The following is a 19339-nucleotide window of genomic DNA, read 5'->3' as shown; positions in this document are numbered from 1 at the left end:
ATTAATATAATTTATTTTTCATTTTGTTTAACTTTAATTATTTTTAGTTAAATCGATTTTGGGAGTTCTGTGATGCTTGATTTGAAGTTTATAAGAGATAATTTAGAGCTTATTCAGAAAAATATTAAAGATAGAGGATTGAAATTAAATCTTGATTTGTTAATTTCGTTTGATGATGAGCGCAGAAAACTTATTACTAAGATAGGCGAGTTGAATGCGGCAAGGAATGAAAACGCTAATGCTATGAAAGAAAAAATGGATGATTATCGTAGGAATTATTTAATAGAGACTGGCAAGGCTTTAAAGTCTGAAATAGCAGTTTTAGAAGAGAAATTGAATTATATAGTATCTAAACTTTTAATTGAACATAAGCAAATTCCAAACATTTCTGCTCCTGATGTTCCTGTTGGTGAGGGTGAAGATGGAAATGTTGTGTTAAAGTTATCAGGAAATATTCCAAAATTTGATTTTAAACCAAAGGATCACTTAGCCATTGGAATTGATTTGGATCTTTTTGATTTTGAAAGGGCACGTGAGGTTAGCGGTAATAAGTTTTATTATCTTAAAAATGAAGCTGTCTTCTTAGAGCTTGCATTGATTAATTTTGCTTTAAATAAACTTAAACTCAAGGGTTTTGATTTATTTGTAACACCTGATGTTGCAAGGGAATTTATAGTTGATGGGATTGGATTTAATCCGCGTGGCACTGAGAGTAATATTTATAAGATTGAAGATACAGATAAATATCTTGTGGGTACAGCTGAGATTACTCTTGGTGGATATTATTATAATACTATATTGGATCTTAAGTCCCCACTAAGAATGGCAGGACTTTCTCATTGTTTTCGTAAAGAGGCTGGAGCAGCTGGGCAATTTTCTAAGGGACTTTATAGAGTGCATCAGTTTAGTAAGGTTGAAATGTTTTGTCTTTGTAAAAGTGAAGACTCTGAGCGTATTCACAATGAGTTTTTAGCATTAGAAGAAGAGATTTTTACCGAACTTGAGATCCCGTATAGGGTTTTAAATGTTTGCTCTTTTGATCTTGGTGCACCAGCTTATAAGAAATATGATATTGAAGCTTGGATGCCGGGTAGGGGGGATAATGGCGAGTATGGGGAGGTTACTTCAACCTCAAATTGTACAGATTATCAGTCAAGACGCCTTAAGATTAGATATAAGGATGATGGCCAGAGTAAGTTTGTACATATGATAAATGGAACAGCAATAGCTTCAACAAGAACTATTATTGCCATACTTGAAAACTTCCAGGATGAAAGAGGCGGGGTTAGAATACCTAAGAGTTTGGTTAAATATACAGGTTTTGATTATATATCCCCTAAAAATTAGATTTTAAAGTATCTTCTCTTAAGTGTTCAATTGCACTTAAGAGTATTTCGTGATTTTTAAGATTTTTAGGAAAAGGTGCACTTAAAACTTGTCTAAATTTGCGGGCATTTTCTTTAGCAAATACTATGCTCATTATGTGTTTTAATATAGTGCTAATTGAAAGGTGTTCATTGTACTCTTTGATATATTCTACCATTTTTAATAATGTTTCTTCTCTTGTTGGAATTTTTTCCTTTTCTTCTAGGAATTCTCTTGAAATTTTTGCAATTAAATATGGATCCTTTGCTACAGCTCTTCCAATCATGACAGAATCTACATAAGATAGATGTGTTTTTATGTGATCGCTACTATTAATTCCTCCATTTACTTCAATAAATATATTTTTATGCTCTTGCTTCAATCGATATACAAAATCATGTCTAAGTTTTGGGATATTTTGATTATCTTTAGGAGAGTATCCATTTAATATGGCTAATCGTGCATGAACAGTAAAATTTTTTATTTCATATTCCATAATTTTTTCTACGAATTGTTGAAGTTCTGTGTAGTTCTCTTCATGATATTCTCTTTTGTTATTTCTTATACCTATTCTGTGTTTGATTGAGACAGGTTTATTTGTGTTTTTTTTCATGGCTTTCAAGATCTTGCCTACTTGAGTTGGGGTTTGCATTAGACAGGCTCCATAGTTTGCGTTTTGGACTTTAGATGATGGGCAGCCAACGTTAAGATTATATTCATCAAAATTAAATTTATTTTCAAGAATTTCTATAGCTTTTGCAGCATCATTCTCACAGCTTGTTGCTATTTGAATTGCAATTGGAGAATCAGTGGGAGTTTGTTTTACAACTTTATTTAAATTACCCATGATAATTGATTTTGCAGAAATCATTGGAGTGTATAAAGTGACTTTTTTTGATAATAATCTTATCATATATCTAAAGTGTTCATCGGTAATTGCTACCATTGGTGCTACCGATATTTTTCGGTTTATTAACATAGCATAATATGCTAAAATAAATTGTTTAATTTGACAATATTATAATTTTTTTAAAAAATTTATAAAAACCGGGAGGTAAGGATTTATTTTGGTAAAAAGGTTATTAATTTTATTATCGTCTTTAGTTTTTGTGGTAGCATCAGTTATCATATCTAGTGGCATAAAGAATATTGGAATTAAAAATGGAAATTATGTTACTGTTAAGGGCTTGAGTGAAAAAGAGGTGCTCTCAACTTCTGCAAGTTGGAATTTGCAGTATGAGTTGGGTGGAAATACTGTAGATGAGATTAATAAGTTAAATAATGCAAATTTTTTGACGATAAAGAATTTTTTTGTTAGCTATGGGTTTCATGAAGATGATATAACTATGAGAGGTATGGATTTTAATATTTCAAATCATCGTAATGCTCTTTATAAGTATAATGCGTATGTATCCTTAGGTGTTTATACTAAAGATGTTGATAAAATGGAGCAGGCAAGCAAAAACATTATTGAACTTTACAATAAAGGGGTACTCTTTAGTGGTAATGATGGACCAAGTTATTATTTTGACAAGATCAATGAGGTTAAACCTGAAATGCTAGCAGATTCTGTTAAAAATGCATTGTGGGCAGCTTTGGAGTTTGCACAAAATTCAGGTGCTGTTTTAGGAAAAATTAAGACTGCAAATCAAGGATACTTTGAGTTTCTTCCATCTGATAGAAGTTCAGGAAGGCATGAACGTTATTCAAAGAAGATATTAAGGGTAGTTACAACAGTTTCTTATTATTTAGATTAAATTTATTGAAAGGAATAGTGATGCAATTTTTGTGTTCTAATACAGAGAGTGATTTGAAGGAAAAGTTTTTTGATTTTTTTTTAAACAATATTAGTCAAGATGATTTTACTAGTATTGGGGTTTGCGGTGGCCGCAATATTATTTCTTTTCTCAATGTTTTTGATGAGCAGAATTATCCTCTTAAGAAATCCCATTTTTTTTTGGTAGATGAGCGTTGTGTTGAATTAAATAGTGATTATAGTAATTTTAGACTTTTAAGTGAAGGATTTTTTTCTAAAATGGTGGAAAAGAATTTAATCTGTGGTTCTAATTTGCATCCATTTATTTACAGTGGGTTTGATGAGGCGTCATCTATTTATAATTATAATGTTGAATTCAGTTCTAGGTTCACAAGATTAGATCTAAGCATTGTGTCTGTTGGTGAGGATGGGCATGTTGCTTCTCTTTTTCCTTCGAAAAAACTTTTGTTTTCTGAAATGGAAGGATATCAATATGAGTATGATTCACCAAAGCTACCAAGTAAGCGAATTAGCTTAACCCCTAAATCTTTACTTGCTTCTAAGGCTTCTGTTTTGCTCTTTATTGGCCCTGAAAAAAAAGGTGCTTTAGAAAATTTTTTAAATTCAGGAGTTTCTTTAAGGGAATGTCCAGCTAAAATTTTTAAAGATCACCCGCATTTATTAGTTCTTACAAATATTGAGGGGGTCTATGCAGGATCCTAGGCTTTCCAAGTATCAGAGTGCAAAAAATTTGGGAATTAAGGATTTTAAAGATATTGAAAAAGACAAGTTGAATGATGAGTTGTCCGATTCTGAGATACAAGGCTCTCTGCTTAAGTCTTGGGTCAATCTGGTTAAGAGGGGAGGGAGGGGGATTTCTAGTAAATCAAGTTCTACTAATAGAGGAGTTGAGAAGCCGGGGTTTATTCGCAAAGAGAGTAAGGTATCAAAGATAGCAAAGTATTTTTTAGCTATTGGTCTTGAAAAATCAGCAGAAATTATGGCTGAGCTTGATGATGCTGATATAATTGCGATTACTAGAGAAATTACTAAAATTAAGTATATTACTCCTGATGATAAAAAACGCATTATTCAAGAATTTGAAGAATTAGTAAGAAATGAAAAAAAATATTTAAAAATTGATGATAAGTTTACTTATGAGTTATTGAATAAATCTTTAAGTAAGGCAAAGGCGAAAGAGATTTATAAAAAAGTTACAGGAAATGATCCATTTTTGCCTTTTGATTACTTGTCTGGTATTGAGAATGAGCAACTTTGGGCTTTAATTCGAAATGAAAATGTTCAAACACTTTTGGTAATATATAATTATTTAACAAAAATCCAGAAAAAATATGTTTTTTCTATGTTGGAAAAAGATATTAAGAAACAGTTTATTAAAGAGCTTGCTAAGCCAAGACAGATAAATATGGATATGGTTGAGGTTATTTCTGATAGACTTAAGAGCAGATTTGAGATGCAGGGTAAATTTAAGACAGAAAAACTTGATGGTTCTAAGATACTAGTTGATATTTTAAGCTACATGGATTCTGAGGATGAAAAAAATCTTTTGAATAATATTGATATGAAAGCTTTAAATCCCGTTAAAGATAGTGAGATTAAAGAAAAAATATTTGATATTAATGTAATACTTAGAATTACAGATAATGACATGCATAATATTTTAAGGGAATTTACAGATAACGATATTGCGATTATTATTAAAGATAAAAGCAATGAAATTAGAGATAAGATTCTTTTCAATGTTTCAAGAAGACGTAAAGATCTTATCTTAGAAGAAGAGTCTTTTTTGAAAAAGTTAAGAAAGAGAGATATAAAGGCAAGAACTACATCCTTTGTTAATTATATTAAAGAGTTGACACTAAAGGGTGAGTTAATGATATATAGAAAGAATGAGGAGTTTGTTTAGTGAAACTTGATGAACTACGTAAAAAGTATATAGAATTTTTTAAAAGTAAGGGACATTGTGAAATTGCAGGCAAATCTTTAATTCCTGATAATGATTCTACAGTCCTTTTTAATACAGCTGGCATGCAACCCCTTGTACCTTATCTTCTTGGAGAAATGCATCCATCTGGAGATATGTTAGTTGATGTTCAGAAATGTTTAAGAACAGGAGATATTGATGAAGTGGGGGATCTGAGTCATTTAACTTTTTTTGAAATGCTTGGCAATTGGTCTCTTGGTGCTTATTTTAAAGAACTTTCTGTAAAATATAGTTTTGAGTTTTTAACTTCACCTAATTACTTAAATATTTCGAAAGATAAACTTTATGTTAGTGTTTTTGCAGGTGATGAGAGTATTCCTAGGGATGCAGAGACTGCTAATGTTTGGGAAAGTCTTGGAATTCCTAAAGATAGAATATTTTATCTCTCAAGAGAGCATAATTTTTGGGGACCTGTTGGGAATACAGGACCTTGTGGGCCAGATACTGAAATATTTGTGGATACGGGTAAGGAGAAATGCTCAAGTAAATGTGATATTACCTGTTATTGTGGTAAATATTTTGAGATTTGGAATAATGTTTTTATGCAATATAAAAGGGATGAGAATGGAAATTATGAGGAACTAAAGCGAAAATGTGTGGATACAGGCATGGGCATTGAGAGAACAATTACATTTTTACAAGGAAAATCTTCAGTTTATGACACGGATGCATTTAAACCAATAATTGATAAGATCGAAAAAATTTCTGGTAAGATTTATGGACAGAATTTAGAGGATGATAGATCTATTCGGATAATTGCTGATCATGTTAAAGCCAGTTGTTTTATTTTAGCTGATAATTTTGCAGTCCTTCCTTCTAATATAGGGCAAGGTTATGTTTTAAGAAGAATAATTAGGAGAGCTATTAGATATGCCAAAAAACTTGGGATGGAATCTTATGTTTTAGCAGATCTTGTTGATTCTGTTGAAGAGATTTATAAATCTTTTTATAAGGAATTAACAGAAAAGAAAGATTTTATTAAGGCCGAGTTAAATGTAGAGGAAGAGAAATTTTTTAAAACTTTGCGGCATGGTGAGCAAGAATTTATTAAATTAATTCAGCAATTATCATCAAAATCAATTCCTGGTGATATTTCTTTTAAACTTTATGATACTTATGGTTTTCCTTATGAAATAACGGAAGAACTTGCAACTGAATATGGATTTAGTATAGATAAAGCTGGATTTGAAGAGCATTTTAAAAAGCATCAAGAGGTTTCTAAGAAGGGGGGTGATAAGGTCTTTAAAGGAGGTCTTGCAGATTGTACGTATGAGACTACTAAGTTGCATACAGCCACTCATTTGCTTCATAAGGCACTTCAATTAATCTTAGGTGAGCATGTAAGACAGAAGGGTAGTAATATTACTGCTGAGAGACTAAGATTTGATTTTAGTCATCCTTATAAAATGACGGATGATGAGATAAAACAAGTTGAAGATATGGTTAATTTACAGATAAAAAATAAGTTATCTGTAAAACGATCTGTAATGAATCTGGATGATGCTTTGGCTAAGGGTGCAATGGCTTTATTTGGTGAGAAATATGAAGATATTGTAAGTGTGTATGAAATAGATGGTTTTTCAATTGAAGTTTGTGGTGGTCCCCATGTTAAGAATACTGGTGAGCTTGGTACTTTTAAGATACAAAAGGAACAAGCCTCATCCTCAGGTGTAAGAAGAATAAGGGCCATTTTGATTGATTAATACTTAAGGATATTTTTAAGAGTGTTGGAGGATACTTTATGTTTAAACATTTATGCGATTATTTATTGACTCTACATCCTATTTTTTTAGGATTTTTAGGTTCTACTTTTACTTGGTTTACTACAGCCTTTGGGGCAGCTGCAGTTTTTTGTTTCAGAAGAGTAAACAATAAAATAATGGATGCTATGCTTGGATTTTCAGCAGGAATTATGATTGCTGCTAGTTTTTTTTCACTTATTAAACCAGCAATAGAGATGGCAGAAGGACTTGGTTATATTGCATGGATACCGGCAGTTTTTGGTTTTCTTGTAGGAGCATTTTTTATATACATAGTAGATGTATTTGTGCCAGATCTTGATAAACTGGCATTTATTGATGAAGATTTAACAAGACATGGAAAGAAGGACTTTTTGCTTTTTACAGCTGTTACGTTGCATAATTTTCCGGAAGGACTTGCTGTTGGTGTTGCTTTTGGTGCTATAGCTTCTTCTCCTGACCTTCATACTTTAGTTGGAGCTATGATTCTTACATTAGGAATTGGTATTCAAAATATGCCAGAAGGTGCAGCTATTTCTTTGCCTTTAAGACGAGGTAATGTTCCTTTATGGAAGTGTTTTAATTATGGTCAGATGTCAGGTTTAGTAGAAATTGTTGGAGGATTGTTAGGAGCTTATGCAGTTTATACTTTTACTAGAATTTTACCATTTGCTTTATCTTTTTCTGCAGGAGCAATGATTTATGTTTCAATTGAGCAGTTAATACCTGAAGCTAAAAGGAAAGATATTGACAATAAGATTCCAACCATATTTGGAGTTATTGGGTTTGCTTTAATGATGTTTCTTGATGTTTCTTTGGGTTAATTATTCAAAATTATCCAAATTTACCAGTGATGTATTCTTCGGTCTTAGTATTCTTAGGATTGAAGAATAACTCATCTGTTTGGCTTTCTTCTTCAATTTGGCCGTTTAGAAAGAATGCAGTTCTGTCAGATATTCGGCCGGCTTGTTGCATATTATGAGTTACAATTATGATTGTATAACTTTCTTTTAAATTTATTATTAATTCTTCAATTTTGCCCGTTGAGATTGGATCAAGAGCAGAAGTAGGTTCATCCATTAATATTACATTTGGTTCAATCGCAAGAGTTCTTGCAATACAAAGTCTTTGTTGTTGTCCTCCTGAAAGACTTAAGGCATTTCTATTAAGTTTATCTTTTACTTCATTCCATAGTGCAGATTTTATTAGGGATTTTTCAACTATTTCATCAAGTTTTTTTTTGTCTTTAATTCCGTGGATTTTAGGCCCGTAACTTATATTGTCATAAACTGACATTAAGAATGGGTTAGGGGTTTGAAAAACCATTCCAATTTTTCTTCTAAGTTCCAGAACATCAAAGTTATTTGAATAAATACTTTTACCTTCATATATAACTTTTCCTTCTATTTTAACGCCTTCCACAAGATCATTCATTCTGTTAAGTGTTCTAAGGAATGTTGATTTTCCACAACCTGATGGACCTATTAAGGCTGTGATGCTATTTCTTAGTATTGATATATTAATATTATTTAATGCTTTAAAATCTGTATAAAATAAGTTTAGATTTTCTGTTTTAATAATTGCTTTGTCTTGATTCATTTATTTGATCCTATATAGTCTATTGATTAGAAATTTTGATGTTAAATTTATTAAAAGTATCATCATTGTAAGTATTGATGCTGTTGCAAAACCTTTGTCTAAATACCCTTCTTGAAATAATAATAGTAGATGTACAGTTAAACTTCTTGAAGGTTCATTTAAAGCACTTGCAAGACCTAAATTTGTTCCCATTGTAAAAAGGAGTACGGCGGTTTCTCCAAGGGCACGTCCTATTGCAAGCACTATTCCTGTCAATATACCTGGGCTAGAAGCGGGTAGTAGGATTTTAATTATAGTTTCTGTTTTATTGGCGCCAAGAGCAAAAGAAGCGTATTTATATGATTTAGGAATTGATTTTAGTGTTTCCTCGGTTGTTTTAACAATCATTGGTAATATCATTAAAGAACTTGTTATTGCTCCTGAGAGTATTCCCATGCCAAAAATTGGAACAAAAAAGATAAGTCCAAAGAGTCCAAAAATAATAGCAGGAATTGATGATAAGATATCAACACTCATAGATACTGTTTTATAGAGTACTTTATTTGAAGTATATTCTGCAAGCATTATTCCTGTACCAATGCCTGTTGAAATTGAGATTATTGCTGTTAATAGTATGACGTAGAATGTGTTTAAGATTAAATAAGAAATACCTCCATATTTTCCAGAATTTCTTGGAGTAGATAATATAAAGTTTAAGTTTAAAGGCATGCTTTTTTTCATATAATATAATTTGAGAAAGGGTGCATCACTTTTATAGAAAGAATGCCAAGGTACAACCGCAATTGTGCCTTCATTTTCTTCTACTGCTTTTATTGCATTTTGATCATAACTTGAGTATTTTATGATGTTCAATTTGATATTTTTAGATATTAAGTCATTCCAATCTGTCTTTTCTATGAGTAACTTTTTAATCTGATTAAGGCTTAGTATGTCAATAATTTCATTTTCACTTTTTTGTAGTGTTTTTTTGCCCACTAAAATAGACATAGATCTGATTTTTAGGGATTTAATCTCTGGATATTTTTTAAAATCTAATTTTTCAAGATCTTCTTTTGTTAAGTAACCAATAGTACCTGTTGTTTTATTGACAGTTTTTATCATCTCTTCATTAGATTCTATAATCTTTACATACCTGTTGTTAAATTTATTGTCATTAGTAAAAGTTTGTAGTATGACTGTACTTGCCAGGTTTGATTGTGAACTTGCAAGTGGAACTATGTCAATACTTTGATCTGATATGCTTCCCCAATGTGAAATTTTATTGTTGTATATATTATAGATATCTTGAGTAGTAATTTCTTCTGCTTTTATGCTTTTATTAATAATAAAGGCAATCTTAATGATTTTATTATTTAATGTGAATGGTAGAAAATGTTTTGTTTCATCTAAAAATAGTGTTTGTTTTTTACTGGTAAAAAATAGTGAATTGTATACTATATAAGATATTAAAAAAAATAATAGTGTTATTAAAGAATAAGCAATGAACTTGATTATGCAGAATGAAATTTTATTGAACAATTTATTTATTTGAATTGTATTCACTTGATTTTTAGCCTTTTAGATGAGGATAAAATAAAATGTTTAATTGAATTTATTATTATTACTAATAATAACAAGATCAAGGCTGTAGAGAATAAAGCTTCTTTGTGAGTTCCAGATGCGTATCCCATGTCTATTGCGATGTTTACTGTTAGTGTTCTAATAGGTGAGAATATATTCTTTATAAATAAAGGTGAGCCCCCACCAACCATTAAAACCGCTATTGTCTCGCCAATAGCTCTTCCAATTGCTAGTATTACTCCTGCTAAAATACCTTTTCCAGCTGAAGGGATCATTACTTTATATATTGTTTGCCAGTCTGTTGCAGCTAGTGCAAGAGATGCTAGTTTATATGATTTTGGAACAGATTTAAGTGATGTGTATGAGACGCTAATTATTGTTGGGAGTATCATTATGCTTAAAACTATTACTGAGGTTATTAGATTATGTCCTAAGTTATCTTCTCTTCTAAAAGTGTTCTTTACAAGTGTGGCTATAAATGTACTTCCAAAAAATCCATATACTACGCTTGGGATTCCTGCGAGGAGTTCTATTATGGTTTGTAATGTTTTCTGGTAAATGCCTTTGGTTTTCTCAGACAGGTAAATTGCAAATCCAAGTCCAATTGGTAATGCGATTAGAACAGAGAAAAATGTTGTTAAAGCTGAGTTTATAATGAAAGATAAAATTCCGTAAGATTTTTGTAACTTACTAGTAGGATTCCAGTTTGTACTAAATAGGAAATTAAAGATTTTAATTCTATTATGAAGAAAAGGTGCTAGTCCATTTTTGATTATAAATAAGATTAATAATAATATTGTCAAAGTACTAATTGTTGTGGATATAAAAATAAAACAGTTGAAAGCCAATTTAACAGTATTTCTTTTTGTCTTTAGAGTTAATTTCATCCTTTAAAAGAGTTCCCCTATAGAAATCGAACTTTGCTAAGTTTATATTTAAATTAACTTATTAGTCAAGTTTGTCACGATTTTAGTTATTTTCAGTTGTATGAACTTTTATGAACCCTTGTTCTTCAACAATATCTTGTCCAGTTGGACTTAGCATAAAATTGATAAAATCAAGTGTGTTCTGATTCTCAGAAATACTACTTGTGATTGCTATTAGCCTTCTCTTTATATTATATTTATCCTTTATTATTGTTTCTTTTGTAGGATATATGCTGTTTATTGAGAGTGTATGTAGACCTTTTTCTATTGCACCTCTTGCATATCCAAAACTAATGTAACCAATCGAGTGAGGTGTGAGACTTATCTTTTCAATTACTTCACCATTGGATTTTACCACAATACTATCCTGTCTGAATTGAGTCTCCTCGGGATTTTTTAATATTTTTTCAAGGACTAGTTCTGTAATAGATGAGTAAGAGCCTGATGATGAATCTCGGTTTATGAAGTTAATTTTAGCATCAGGTCCGCCGACTTGTTTCCAATTTCTAATACTTCCGTTAAGTATTTTTACTAAATCTTCTTCTGCAATATTTGTGATCTTGACGTCAGGACTTGTAATGAATATTAAAGCGTCATAAGCAATGACCGTGATTTTTGCTCCCTGAGCTATTTCTTCCTCAGTTGCGTCTCTTGAAGAAATTGCCATTTTATAAATACCATCAAATAATCCTTTAATGCCAACGCTGCTGCCTTGGGCATCATAAGTTACTTTAATTTGATCATTTATTTTTTGATATCGTAGGATCATCTCGTCCATAATAGAGGTTGTTGAAGTAGATCCACCAATTGCAATGACATTTTCTTTGCCTTTGTTTGTACAGTTGCTAAATAAAAAAGCTAGTGAAATAGCAAAGAGTATTTTGATAGCTTGCATTAAATTAACTCCTTTTATAACTATATATAATATCATTAATCTTAGATAAGTCAATGAATAGTAAATATTTTGATTTTTTGATATAAGTTATTATGCACATTAAAAATTTGAGGTATTAGATGGGTATAATTAAATCGGGAGAGATTGAAAAAGGTTCTTTTTTGCTTTTTAAAGGCATGCCACATATTGTTCTTGAGCGAGAATTTTCAAAAATGGGTAGGGGTGGTTCCATTGTAAGATTGAAGCTTAAAAATCTTAAAAATAAGTCTGTTGTTAAGGAGACTTTAAAGGGTGCTGATACAGTAGAAGAAATTGAAGTGTTAGAAGTTAGTTCTCAGTATCTTTATAGGGATAGTGATAATCTTATTTTTATGGATTTAGAAACTTATGATCAATTTAATGTTAACTTAAGAGAGGTTCCAAACATTGAGGATAAGGTTCTATTTTTTCAAGAGGCTGGGATTTATTCTCTTGTTAAATGGGATAATGAAGTTATTGACCTTAAATTGCCCCCAAAAGTTGCATTTGAAGTTGTAGATGCTGAGATTGCTGTTAAAGGTGATACTGTAACTAATGCGATGAAGAATGTTACACTGCATACAGGCTTAGTAGTAAAAGTACCCCTTTTTATTAATGTTGGAGATAAAATTTTAGTTAATTCTGAAACTAAAGAATATGTTGAGAGAGTTAAAGAATAACATATTGTTATTATTTTTTATTGTTTTCTGTTCTTGTGAGATGAACTATCCTGATATAAGGGAAATTGATTATGTAATTAATTATTATTTCACTAAGAATAAGCTTGATTATTTTATGACTTTTGATTTTGCAATTAAAGTTTTAAATCCTAGTGATGTGATCAAATTTGTTATTGAGAATATGGATAGTAAGGAATTTATTGAGGTAGTTAGGGATAAATATACTTCTTCTTTCATAGGTTCTGTGCTTGGGGTAGATGTTCTTTATTGTAAGGATTTAAGGTTTAATTTTGCTGATAAGATTTTTGATGATTTTGTGGCACAAGTTCATCTTGTTGATTCTGGAATGAGGGTATATAGTAAAGATATTGTCATAAATTTAAGCTTGTCCGAAGAAGAATTGACTTTAATTCATGATTATATGTATATATCGAAAGATATGGTTAAGTTAAATGAGATTAGTGGTAATAATTTATATTTAATTAAGACTTCTAAAGATGAAATTAATTTTTTATATTCAATTGCTAAGATCGAAGACTTAAAAAATATTCAGCTGGATGATGATAATTTGGATGCTTATATAGGATTTTATCATCTGGGTAAGAATTCTAATTTATTTTTTAAATTAAAATAGTTTGGGCCCACCAGGACTTGAACCTGGGACCACCCGATTATGAGTCGGGTGCTCTAACCAACTGAGCTATAGGCCCCATAGTAAAGACAAACTAAAAGGTCTTAAGAGTGATTAAACACATTTGATGCCCCTTAAAGCTTGAAATACCTTAGATCATTATATTGATTTTTTATTGATTGTCAAGTTCATCGATTTCGTTTTGTATGGTTTCTATTTTTGAATTTAGTTCGTTTAATTTGGTCTCGATTGATTCTTTATTTTTTATGAGTTGTTGCATTTTTGCTCGCACTTTTGCTATTTCTTCTATTTTTATTGCTTTTATTAGATCTTCGTTCAATTTGGATATTTGTTGATTTATATTTTTAATTGTTTCTAACAATGAATTAATTGTTCCGGTTTTATTTAATCCCTTTTCTGTCTTTGACATTTCAACAAATTCTTCGGCAATTTTTTTTAAAATTAATTCTTTATTTGTTTGAGCAATATTAATAGCGCGTTCTATTTTATTCTTAATATTAATGTTGTCTTTTATATTTTTATGTTTTATTGCATTATGTATTTTTACAATTTCTGCTTGAATTTCATTCATTAACTTGTATTCTTCAATAATTTCTTTGCTTAACTCTTTATTTCCTACAAATTCATCAACTAAATTTTCTAAATTTTCTGAGAATAAATGTTCTTTCAATATTTTTTTCTCGAATTCTTTTGCTATTTTTTTTATGTTTATTTTATTTATGATATTTTTTAGTATTAGTTTGGTGTTTATAATAAGCTTTTTGAAGAAATTGATTTTTTCATTGAATTTTATTATTTCTGTAATTTTGTATTTATGTTTTTGAAGTGCCGATTTGGTAAAATTCATTTTGTATTCTAAAATTGCTGAGAGATTATTCGGATATTTGTTTATTATTATTTCAGTAATTTTTTTAAGTTTTGTTTCGTATGCTTTTAGGATATGTTTTTTGCTTTCTTTGTAGTCTTTTCCCTTTTTATATAGTTCTCTTAGTTTATTCTCATCATCTTCTGCTTTGTTTAAATTTACTTTAAGTTGAGATATTTCTTTTTCAATTAGCTTTAAAGATGTATAAGATTCTAATTTTTTAAGCTCTATTACGTTACTGTTTTTAAGCGCCTTTCCAAGTTCAATTAATTTTTTATCTCTTTGTGGTATTAGTTTTTTAATTTTCGATTTAAGAGTTTTGATCATTATCGGCTTCCATGTTTATTTTATTTTCTGTTAACATTTTTTTCAAGCTCAAATTTAGAGATTTTATGGTAAATTTTTCTTCCATGTGGACAATGTTTTAGTTTGAGGTTGAAAAATTCATTTATTAAAAATTGACTAAATTCAGAACTTATTGTATCATTGCGCTTAATAGCTTGTCTACATGCAATAGTTGCATATAAGTCGGCTTCCAGAGAATCAATTGTTTTGCTTTTTCTTGTCTTTAGAAATTGAATGATAACACTTTCATACTTATTACAGATATTGGGAATTGATTCGAGTTGATAAGTTTGCTCCTTTATTTTGTTAACTGTAATATCTATTTTTTTATATTCTTCCAATTCGGTTGCTAGTATTTTATCTGTATCTTCACAGTCTACTTGAAACTCAATTGGTACTAGAAGTTTTTGAATAATTTTTTCTGATTTTATTAGGATTTGATATATAATTTTCTCGTGAAGTGCATGTTGATCTATGAAATAAACTTCATTATCGCTTTCTACTATTAAAAATTCCGCAAATAGTTGTCCCATATATCTAAATTCATGTTTTTCTATTGGTTTTTGGAAATCATTTAGCATTGTAGAAGTTTTTAGAAAAATGTTTTGGATGTAGTTTTTAAATGATGCTTTGTCTTTTTGCATTGGGGTTTGACTTTCAAATTTTACCTTGTCTTCTATTATGTTTGTTATTTTATTGTTTTGAGGTTTGTCTAGAGTCAATGATTCGTTTTGTGTGATTTCATAAGCTTGAAAATCTGAGTTTGTTGGATCATCCTCAGTGTGTAATAGATGAGCATCATTTGTTAGTTGTCTTTTGATTATTATGTTATGGTAGTCTTGTAAAATCTCTTTTTGTTCTCTGTCAAAGAATTCATTAATATTGCTTGCAATTTGTTTAGGAAGAAATGGTAAATTAAAAAATCTTACTTCTTTTTTTTGAGGATGTATATTAAAATCGATATGTTTGGGATCTATTTCTAAGAATAGATAACATATTGGGAAATTTTTATTAGTGAGTATTTTGTTATGTCCATCAATTATTGCTTCGGATAGATTTTTTTCCTCAACAGGTCTTCTATTGGCAAAGATTTTTATGTTTCGTTTGTCTTTCCTTGAGAAATTGGGTGGAGCAAAAAAGATTTTCATTTGTATATTTTCATATTCCGCTTCTATTTTTCCAAATTTATTGTTATCTATTATTTCCCCATATACACTTTGAACCCTATCTATTAAGCTTTCTTTAAAGTAAACTTTTCTCAATTCATTGTTTATATTTAATTTAAAGTCAATACCAGGATGAGTAACAGCTTTTTCTTCAAAAACTTTTAAACACATTTTTGTCTCGATAGAGTCTTTTTTTAAGAATCTTTTCCTTGCTGGAAAATTGTGAAATAAATTTGTAACATCTACTATTGTTCCATTTATTGCGGATTGTTTTTTAAAATACTTTTCAGTTCCATTTTCAACTTCAATTTGGTAGCTGTCTTCTCCCGTAGTTGAACTTGTTATTGTGAGATTTGAACAAATGGCAATGCTTGAGAGAGCTTCTCCTCTAAAGCCTAATGTTTGGATTTTTTCAAGGTCTTGTTCTTCATTTATTTTTGAAGTAGTGTGGGGTAGGTAGCATATCTTTAAGTCTTCTCTGCTTATTCCGCTACCATTATCTGTTATTAGTATTCTTCGAATACCACCTTCTTCAATAAAAACTTCGATTTTATCTGCCCCAGAATCTATTGCATTGTCAAGTAATTCTCTTAAAATAGAACAAGGCCTGTCTATGGCTTCTCCTGCTGCTATTTTTTGTACTAGACTTTTGTCTAAAAATTTTATTTTATTCATTTGCCTATTATTTTCATTATTGTTTGATTTTGTTTGTAATTAGGGAATTTGTTAATTACTTCTTTAAGTATTTTGTCATTTCCATTATCATTATATTCTATTGTACCTAATGCATGTAGAGCTTCTGGGTTATTTGGATTTATTTTGATATATTCTTTTAATTTTTCCATGGCCCTTTTATTATCTTTAAGAGCAAGAAAGGTAGTTGCAAGATTATATTTTGCTTCAAGACTTGAGAGAGCTTCTGCTTTTTGAAAAATTTTTATTGCTTTTTGATAGTTTTTTTGGTTTTTATAAAGTATTCCAAGATTGTTTAATGCTAGTAAATGATTTTTATTGCTAATTTTTTCAAGGATTTCAATTGCTTTTACTTCATTGCCTGATTTTTCATATGATCTTGCTAAATTGATATGAGCCGTAATATTATCAGGGTTTTTTAAAATTACAGCATTGTAGAGTGGTATTGCTTCATTATAATTTTCTTTAGTTAGATAAATGGATGCCTTTAAATATAGATATTCGGGTTTTTTTGGATTTATGACAAGAGCTTGATTGATGGTTTTTAGTGACTCATTAAGATTATTATTTTCAAATTTTGCTATTGCTAGATTATAAAACATAATATCGTTTTTTTCTTTTATTGAAGCACTTGCCTTGTCTAGGTATTTTTCACTGTTTTTAAAATCCCCAATATGATTTGCCATAATTCCTGCTTTTAAAGCGTAATGGGGATTTTTTGTAATTTCATAAGCTTTTTTGAAACTTAAGAAAGCGTTTTGTTTATCATTATTTTGTTCTTCTGCTATTCCTTTTTTGTAGTAGGCATTATCATAATTTTTGTCAATTATAATTGCTTTTTTGAAAGCTTCAATTGCTTGTTTTGGTGTATTTGATAATATTAAGCTTGTTCCTTTATTTGTATATGCTTTTTTGTGTTTTGGATTTAGTGATATTGTTTTATCAAATGCTTTTATTGCTTCTTCATATTTTTTAAGTTTAAATTTCATTATTCCAACTTTGTAGTGATCTTCTGCGTTATTTGTAATACTTGCAATTTTTTCATAAATTTCTTCAGCCTTTTTGAAGTCTTTCTGTTCTTCATTTGCTGATGCTAGCATTTTAAGAGATTGTAAATCTGTTGACTCTTGCTTAGAATGGTTTGCATATGTTTTAGGTTCTTCTTCCATTTTTATTTGATTATCTATTGACTGATCTTTTATGGGGGAAATTTTTTCTTTGGGGTGTTCTTGTTTTAAAAGCTCCTTTTTGAAAGGAGCTTTTTCTGTGCCAGCTGAATTTGGTTCGATATCTTGTTTTATTAATTTAATTAAGAGATTAGCTGCTTCTTGGTTTTTTAGTTTATCAATTAAGTCATTAACTTTATTGAATTTATGACTCAATCCTTTTTTAATAAGCTCATTAAGCCTTTCTTTCGCAAAAGAGGGATTGCCAGTATTAATGTTATCTAATATTTCGTAGAGTACTTTTTTTGTTACATAGCTATAAGGTCTCTCTATTTTTTCGATTATTTGATTTTTAGGAGAATTTTTTGTGTTTGTGCTTTCTATTTTAGTTTTTGGTTTTAAAGTAGGAGGGATTTTGTTAACTTTGTCAATTTGGTTTTTTTTATTTTCTTTAAAGTCTGTATTCTTTTCTATAAGTTTATCTTCGTTTTGTTTGTGTATTTTTATGATTTTGTTTGGAGTGTTTAACTGGGTGGTTTTGGTTTGATTTAGTTCTTTATTGAGATTTTCTTTTAGTTTTTTTAAGTTAAATAGATTTTTTTTATTCTCAATAGATTTATTGCTGTTTAGGTTTGATTCTTGTTGTTTTACTCTTTTACTTGTGTTGTTGTTTAGGTTTTCAGGTACTGTATTTTGATTGAATTCTAGAATGTCTTCGTTTTTAATTCCAATATCATCTTTTCTATCAGCATAATTTTCTATTTTTGTAGTGTCTTTGATATATCGATTATTAAAAGCAATTTCGGAATTTTCATTGTTAATAGGTATGAATTGTTCTTTTCCTTGTATTTTATCTAGTATTTGATTGGCAGCATCTCTTTGTAAATCTTTTGATTCAAAAGGACTGTTGTTTGCAAGTTCTGAGAGAGCATTCTCAAGCATTGCAATATCTGTGTTTTGTGGATATTTGTCTTTTAGAATTTTTGTTATTGAGTGTGCTTTTTTGTAATTTCTGTCCATAATACTATTTTTTACTTCGTTTAGCATTATTTCTTGATTGTTTTTATTTAGTCGTTCTTTATATACGTAATAACCAAGGCCTCCAAATGAAGCGATAAGTAATACTATCAAAATTATTAGTATGGGTAAATTTTTTCTTTTATTCATCTATATTTAACTCCTCTTGCCAATTAATTTTGTCTAATTCAATTAAAGAATTTGTTTTTAAATTATCTTTAAATTTGCCTTTGTCTGCAGGTTCTTTTTTATTTTCTTGTGATTTTTGGTTTTCAGGTTTGTTTTTGTCTGCAGGTTCTTTTTTATTTTCTTGTGATTTTTGGTTTTCAGGTTTGCCTTTGTCTGCAGGTTCTTTTTTATTTTCTTGTGATTTTTGGTTTTCAGGTTTGCCTTTGTCTGCAGGTTCTTTTTTATTTTCTTGTGATTTTTGGTTTTCAGGTTTGTTTTTGTCTGCAGGTTCTTTTTTATTTTCTTGTGATTTTTGGTTTTCAGGTTTGTTTTTGTCTGCAGGTTCTTTTTTATTTTCTTGTGATTTTTGGTTTTCAGGTTTGCCTTTGTCTGCAGGTTCTTTTTTATTTTCTTGTGATTTTTGGTTTTCAGGTTTGTTTTTGTCTGCAGGTTCTTTTTTATTTTCTTGTGATTTTTGGTTTTCAGGTTTGCCTTTGTCTGCAGGTTCTTTTTTATTTTCTTGTGATTTTTGGTTTTCAGGTTTGTTTTTGTCTGCAGGTTCTTTTTTATTTTCTTGTGATTTTTGGTTTTCAGGTTTGCCTTTGTCTGCAGGTTCTTTTTTATTTTCTTGTGATTTTTGGTTTTCAGGTTTGCCTTTGTCTGCAGGTTCTTTTTTATTTTCTTGTGATTTTTGGTTTTCAGGTTTGCCTTTGTCTGCAGGTTC

Annotated in this window: 16 protein-coding genes, 1 tRNA gene and 1 pseudogene; 8 read left to right on the top strand and 10 right to left on the bottom strand. The window is 29.7% G+C overall.

Annotated elements, in window-relative coordinates; all coding sequences use genetic code 11:
* The first annotated feature begins 72 nt into the window (after positions 1-72).
* Positions 73-1347: a serine--tRNA ligase gene (serS, locus tag bhYOR_RS01100; protein ID WP_025399566.1), complete on the top strand. Its 1275-nt coding sequence runs from the start codon at positions 73-75 to the stop codon at positions 1345-1347.
* Here serS and dusA read toward each other — a convergent pair.
* Positions 1337-2344, bottom strand: a complete 1008-nt coding sequence (gene dusA, locus bhYOR_RS01095; RefSeq protein ID WP_025399565.1) for a tRNA dihydrouridine(20/20a) synthase DusA — start codon at positions 2342-2344, stop codon at positions 1337-1339. The genes serS and dusA overlap by 11 nt on opposite strands.
* An 85-nt stretch (positions 2345-2429) precedes the next feature.
* Between dusA and bhYOR_RS01090 the strand changes: the two genes are divergently transcribed.
* Genes bhYOR_RS01090 through bhYOR_RS01070 form a run of 5 tightly spaced genes read left to right on the top strand, consistent with a single transcriptional unit; the run spans position 2430 to position 7689 of the window.
* The gene (locus tag bhYOR_RS01090) at positions 2430-3122 is read left to right on the top strand and encodes an SIMPL domain-containing protein (protein WP_025399564.1); all 693 of its coding nucleotides are present in this window, start codon (positions 2430-2432) and stop codon (positions 3120-3122) included.
* 20 nt (positions 3123-3142) lie between these two features.
* Positions 3143-3844, top strand: a complete 702-nt coding sequence (locus bhYOR_RS01085) for a 6-phosphogluconolactonase (RefSeq protein WP_025399563.1) — start codon at positions 3143-3145, stop codon at positions 3842-3844.
* Entirely contained in the window at positions 3831-5048 is a 1218-nt protein-coding gene (locus tag bhYOR_RS01080; RefSeq protein WP_025399562.1) for a flagellar motor switch protein FliG, read from the top strand. Before bhYOR_RS01085 ends, bhYOR_RS01080 begins: the two co-directional genes overlap by 14 nt.
* Positions 5048-6829, top strand: coding sequence for an alanine--tRNA ligase (locus bhYOR_RS01075; protein WP_025433993.1), 1782 nt, complete (start codon positions 5048-5050; stop codon positions 6827-6829). The genes bhYOR_RS01080 and bhYOR_RS01075 overlap by 1 nt, the downstream gene beginning before the upstream one ends.
* A 38-nt stretch (positions 6830-6867) precedes the next feature.
* A complete protein-coding gene (locus bhYOR_RS01070) occupies positions 6868-7689 on the top strand; it encodes a ZIP family metal transporter (protein ID WP_025399560.1) in 822 nt (273 codons plus the stop codon).
* 10 nt (positions 7690-7699) lie between these two features.
* On the opposite strand, the gene pstB is transcribed toward bhYOR_RS01070, so the two are convergent.
* The 4 genes from pstB to bhYOR_RS01050 all read right to left on the bottom strand — a co-directional run bounded on the left by pstB (position 7700) and on the right by bhYOR_RS01050 (position 11845).
* Positions 7700-8464, bottom strand: coding sequence for a phosphate ABC transporter ATP-binding protein PstB (gene pstB / locus bhYOR_RS01065; protein ID WP_025399559.1), 765 nt, complete (start codon positions 8462-8464; stop codon positions 7700-7702).
* A complete protein-coding gene (gene pstA, locus bhYOR_RS01060) occupies positions 8465-10006 on the bottom strand; it encodes a phosphate ABC transporter permease PstA (protein WP_025433992.1) in 1542 nt (513 codons plus the stop codon).
* On the bottom strand, positions 10003-10911 hold the full coding sequence (gene pstC / locus bhYOR_RS01055; protein WP_025433991.1) for a phosphate ABC transporter permease subunit PstC: 909 nt from the start codon (positions 10909-10911) through the stop codon (positions 10003-10005). Before pstC ends, pstA begins: the two co-directional genes overlap by 4 nt.
* An 82-nt stretch (positions 10912-10993) precedes the next feature.
* The gene (locus bhYOR_RS01050; RefSeq protein WP_172641842.1) at positions 10994-11845 is read right to left on the bottom strand and encodes a substrate-binding domain-containing protein; all 852 of its coding nucleotides are present in this window, start codon (positions 11843-11845) and stop codon (positions 10994-10996) included.
* Between the two features lie 119 nt (positions 11846-11964).
* Between bhYOR_RS01050 and efp the strand changes: the two genes are divergently transcribed.
* The gene (gene efp / locus bhYOR_RS01045; protein WP_025399555.1) at positions 11965-12543 is read left to right on the top strand and encodes an elongation factor P; all 579 of its coding nucleotides are present in this window, start codon (positions 11965-11967) and stop codon (positions 12541-12543) included.
* Positions 12521-13177: a hypothetical protein gene (locus tag bhYOR_RS01040; protein WP_025433990.1), complete on the top strand. Its 657-nt coding sequence runs from the start codon at positions 12521-12523 to the stop codon at positions 13175-13177. The genes efp and bhYOR_RS01040 overlap by 23 nt, the downstream gene beginning before the upstream one ends.
* 2 nt (positions 13178-13179) lie before the next feature.
* Here the strand turns inward: bhYOR_RS01040 and bhYOR_RS01035 are convergent.
* The 5 genes and pseudogenes from bhYOR_RS01035 to bhYOR_RS08455 all read right to left on the bottom strand — a co-directional run.
* A tRNA-Ile gene (locus bhYOR_RS01035) sits at positions 13180-13253 on the bottom strand.
* 93 nt (positions 13254-13346) lie between these two features.
* On the bottom strand, positions 13347-14387 hold the full coding sequence (locus bhYOR_RS01030) for a GumC domain-containing protein (RefSeq protein WP_025399553.1): 1041 nt from the start codon (positions 14385-14387) through the stop codon (positions 13347-13349).
* Between the two features lie 20 nt (positions 14388-14407).
* Positions 14408-16246: a DNA mismatch repair endonuclease MutL gene (mutL, locus tag bhYOR_RS01025; RefSeq protein WP_025399552.1), complete on the bottom strand. Its 1839-nt coding sequence runs from the start codon at positions 16244-16246 to the stop codon at positions 14408-14410.
* Positions 16243-18597, bottom strand: a complete 2355-nt coding sequence (locus tag bhYOR_RS01020; protein ID WP_025433989.1) for a tetratricopeptide repeat protein — start codon at positions 18595-18597, stop codon at positions 16243-16245. The genes mutL and bhYOR_RS01020 overlap by 4 nt, the downstream gene beginning before the upstream one ends.
* Positions 18590-18679: pseudogene (locus tag bhYOR_RS08455) on the bottom strand (tetratricopeptide repeat protein); the annotation flags it as partial. The gene bhYOR_RS01020 and the pseudogene bhYOR_RS08455, both read right to left, overlap by 8 nt.
* Positions 18680-19339: the final 660 nt, after the last annotated feature.

This window comes from Borrelia nietonii YOR (genome assembly GCF_023035795.1).
In the GTDB taxonomy this organism is placed as follows: Bacteria; Spirochaetota; Spirochaetia; order Borreliales; family Borreliaceae; genus Borrelia; species Borrelia hermsii.
The sequence above is the reverse complement of the archived record's forward strand: the minus strand, read 5'-3'. Positions and strand labels throughout refer to the sequence as shown.

Bases quoted from the DNA above. Each gene is read 5' to 3' on its own strand.
- mutL (WP_025399552.1), bottom strand. From the start codon at position 16,246: ATGAATAAAATAAAATTTTTAGACAAAAGTCTAGTACAAAAAATAGCA.
- bhYOR_RS01050 (WP_172641842.1), bottom strand. From the start codon at position 11,845: ATGCAAGCTATCAAAATACTCTTTGCTATTTCACTAGCTTTTTTATTT.
- bhYOR_RS01085 (WP_025399563.1), top strand. From the start codon at position 3,143: ATGCAATTTTTGTGTTCTAATACAGAGAGTGATTTGAAGGAAAAGTTT.
- bhYOR_RS01080 (WP_025399562.1), top strand. From the start codon at position 3,831: ATGCAGGATCCTAGGCTTTCCAAGTATCAGAGTGCAAAAAATTTGGGA.
- bhYOR_RS01030 (WP_025399553.1), bottom strand. From the start codon at position 14,387: ATGATCAAAACTCTTAAATCGAAAATTAAAAAACTAATACCACAAAGA.
- dusA (WP_025399565.1), bottom strand. From the start codon at position 2,344: ATGTTAATAAACCGAAAAATATCGGTAGCACCAATGGTAGCAATTACC.
- serS (WP_025399566.1), top strand. From the start codon at position 73: ATGCTTGATTTGAAGTTTATAAGAGATAATTTAGAGCTTATTCAGAAA.
- bhYOR_RS01070 (WP_025399560.1), top strand. From the start codon at position 6,868: ATGTTTAAACATTTATGCGATTATTTATTGACTCTACATCCTATTTTT.
- efp (WP_025399555.1), top strand. From the start codon at position 11,965: ATGGGTATAATTAAATCGGGAGAGATTGAAAAAGGTTCTTTTTTGCTT.
- pstB (WP_025399559.1), bottom strand. From the start codon at position 8,464: ATGAATCAAGACAAAGCAATTATTAAAACAGAAAATCTAAACTTATTT.
- bhYOR_RS01040 (WP_025433990.1), top strand. From the start codon at position 12,521: ATGTTGAGAGAGTTAAAGAATAACATATTGTTATTATTTTTTATTGTT.
- pstC (WP_025433991.1), bottom strand. From the start codon at position 10,911: ATGAAATTAACTCTAAAGACAAAAAGAAATACTGTTAAATTGGCTTTC.
- bhYOR_RS01020 (WP_025433989.1), bottom strand. From the start codon at position 18,597: ATGAATAAAAGAAAAAATTTACCCATACTAATAATTTTGATAGTATTA.